The 3,155-nt window shown below is 62.7% G+C and carries 2 protein-coding genes and 1 pseudogene; 2 read left to right on the top strand and 1 reads right to left on the bottom strand.

All coding sequences use genetic code 11. The annotated features are described in order from the left end of the window. Window positions 1-633, top strand: a 633-nt coding sequence (locus HA45_RS23200) for an EAL domain-containing protein (protein WP_143808513.1), incomplete at its 5' end; no start/stop codon positions are given. 24 nt (window positions 634-657) lie between these two features. Here the strand turns inward: HA45_RS23200 and HA45_RS23195 are convergent. Beyond that, window positions 658-2,230, bottom strand: a pseudogene (locus HA45_RS23195) (sensor domain-containing diguanylate cyclase). 631 nt (window positions 2,231-2,861) lie between these two features. On the opposite strand from HA45_RS23195, the gene HA45_RS27750 reads away from it, so the two are divergent. Further along, window positions 2,862-3,155: hypothetical protein (locus HA45_RS27750; RefSeq protein WP_211280921.1), on the top strand; the 294-nt coding region annotated here is incomplete at its 3' end.

Below are 3,155 nucleotides of genomic sequence, written 5' to 3'. Positions count from 1 at the left end.
CTCTCACCCGCGCTGTTCCTGCCGCTGGCCGAGCAGACGTCACTGCTGAGCGAACTGACGGCCTGGGTCACGGACCGCGCCATCGGCCGCCTGACGCGGCTGCGCAACAGCTGCATTCAGCTTCCCGTCACCATAAACGCCAGCAGCCGGGACTTTGCGCGCGAGGGCTTTGCCGACGCGCTGGAGGCGAAGATGATAAAAGCGAAACTATCCCCCTCGCTGCTGGGCATTGAGTGCCTGGAGACGGAGCGGATTATTGAAAACCCGGCGGCGATGCGCGGGCTGGAGATGCTGAAGCTGCGCGGGTTCGGGATTTCGCTGGACGACTTTGGCACCGGCTACAGCAACATCAGCTACCTGCGGCGCATGCCGCTGGACGTCATCAAGCTGGACCGCACGCTCATCAGCGAAATCTCATCCGATACCGCCTCGCGCATTATCGCCCGCAGCATTATCGCCATGCTGAAGGACCTGGACTACACGGTGCTGGCCGAAGGCGTTGAGGATGCCGATACGGTTACCGCGCTCACGGAGTACGGCTGCGACCAGGCGCAGGGCTTCTTCTATTCCCGGCCGCTGCCGGAGCCGGAGCTTGACGAGTGGCTGTCCTGGAAGCTGCGCGGCCAGTGCTGACCCGCCGCCGCCGGTTGACAGCCCTCAGGCGGGCGTCCTGTAGCGTCTGAATCCCTCCGGCCCGGCGACGATGACCGCGTCACGGCCGGCGCCTTTGGCTTCATAAAGGGCCTCGTCGGCGCGACGCAGAAGCGCTTCCCGGCTGCCACAGTCGGCCAGGGACGCCACGCCGGCCGACACCGTCATGGCACCGACGAACGGGAACATCGTGGTGCTCACCACTTCGCGGATGCGCTCCGCCGTCCGTGCCGCATCCTCCAGCGCCGTCTGCGGCAGCAGGAGAATAAACTCCTCGCCGCCGAAGCGGCTGACCACGTCTCCCGTGCGGCAGGCCTGCCGCAGCAGGCCCGCCAGGCTCACCAGCACCGCATCGCCCGCATCGTGGCCGTACCAGTCGTTAATTTTTTTAAAGTGGTCGATATCAAGTGCAATCACGCACTGCGAGGCATCTTCGCGGCTCCTGTCCGCCAGCAGGCTAAAGCCACGCCGGTTGCCAGAGCCCGGTCAGCGGGTCGGTCATGGCCTCGTCGCTGAGCGCGGCCATGCGGCCTGCCACGGCGTGGCGGTACTCCTCCACGGCCTGCTTCAGGCGGTCGGCCTCAAAGTACCAGGCCTTCACCGACGCCAGCGACGCGTCATTTCCTCCATCCCGCACCATGCCCGCCAGCGTCTCCAGGGGAGAGGCAATGCGCCCGGCCAGCAGGGTCACCACGGCGACCGTCAGGATCACGATGCCCAGCAGGAACCACAGGGCGTTTTCTGCCGTGCGCACCAGGATATGCCGGACCGTCTCAGAGGTCCCGGTGATAAAAATGTTCCAGTCCGTTTTGTGCAGGCTGGCGTAGCCCGTCAGGAACTGCTGCCCGTCCGCCTCCGTGCTGAACCGCCCGCTGTCCGAGGTGGCCAGCCGCTTGCGCAGCGCAGAGTTGAGCGCCATTTTTGTTCCCACGCGGGCCGGATCGTGGCTGAAAATGATAAGGCCGTCATTGCTGACGATGCTGATGGTGGAGCCGCGGGCGTAGAAATGCTGGCTCAGGATGTCGCTCAGCATGCTCTGCTTTTTGAGGTAGATGGTGCCGCCGATGTAGCCCAGGTAACTGCCGTCCGGCGTGAAAAGCGGCTGCGACAGGAACACCACGTAGTTGCCCGTTGCCGAGGTAAAGGGCGACGAAATAAACGGCTTCTGCGTGGCAATAGCCTGGCTGCTCGCGTCGGAATGCAGCTTTACGCCAATCAGGCTCAGGCTCTCAGGCGAAGTCGCCGCGATGATGGCGTCACGGTTAACCACCACCACGGTATTAAAAAAGCCGGACTGCAGCCGCAGGCGGTCGGTCTCGCCCCGCAGAAGCCCCGGATCGGTCAGGCCCTTAATCTGCCCGGCGCTCCAGGCGAGCTCGCGCTGCGCCGTGGCGAGATAACGATCGGTGGTGTCGGCCAGCTTGCGCGCGTAGGCGATGTTGCCCTCAAGCAGACTGTCCTCGATGTTGCCCTTCTGAAAAATCAGCAGCGACCCGAGCAGCAGGCAGGCGGTCAGGATCACCCCGCCGACGGAGAGTGAGATGAGAAGCGTGCGGAGGCGGAATTTTTTCAGCGGCATGGCGTCAGGGGCCCGGTTGAGATGTCATCAGAGTGTAATGCCTTCGGCCCCGGTCAAAAGGCAGAACAGCGCACCTTTTCTGTGCCGCACGGCGGGATGGCGGGAGCCGGCACGTCCGCGCCAGCTTAGCGCACTTCATCCTTCCTAATGCAACTTAATCTGATAATCCCCTGTTTAACGTGATATTCATGGATTAATGTCACGGAAAATGATTAATAAAGCGGTGCCGTCTCACCACGGCATAAATCAACGATTAGCCCGTGAAGGCTTGCGGGCATTTTTTTATCGTGGCGGACGTTTTATTTCATGAAAGCGGGCCGGTGTCATACAGATAAAAGGGATATACTCCCCGCGCTGCACACACAACGCGTCTGCACAGCAAACGAAGAGAGCTGACGTCTCCGCCCTTCTGCACCTGACTCAGGTCCGGACGGCGGGAGGCGTATTGTCCGGTATTTACGGAACGTCCTGACCGCGCACCCGCGCGGTTTTTTTTCGCCGGCGGCGCACAGGCGAACTTATGCACCCGTGCGGTGGATAACCCTGTGGGCAGGGTGCATACACCATCGGCCAGGGAGCGCACCATGCCCGACGGCGGGTGGCGTACAAATTTCATACAGGGGGGCCGTTCATGAACAAGATGCTGCTGCTGTTAGTGCTCATGGCGCCCCCCTTATGGGCGCAGCCGGCAGCCTGTACTCCCGGCTCCGGCACCTGCATCACGGCTTCGGAGGATAAAAACGTGTTTCTGCACGCTACCTGCGATAACGACGGAGCGCTTCTGATTTCGCTGGAGGCGCCGCACGGCAGCCTTTCGGATGCTGACATACATAACCGCGCAGGGCAGGACGGCGGCGGATGGACGTGTGCCAGCGGGGCTGCGGGGCCACTGCAACATTCTCTACGACCGGGTGCCCGGCGCCAT

It is taken from the genome of Pantoea rodasii, assembly GCF_002095465.1.
Lineage (GTDB): Bacteria > Pseudomonadota > Gammaproteobacteria > Enterobacterales > Enterobacteriaceae > Pantoea > Pantoea rodasii.
Note: the sequence above shows the minus strand (reverse complement) of the source record. Positions and strands in the feature narration are given on the sequence as shown.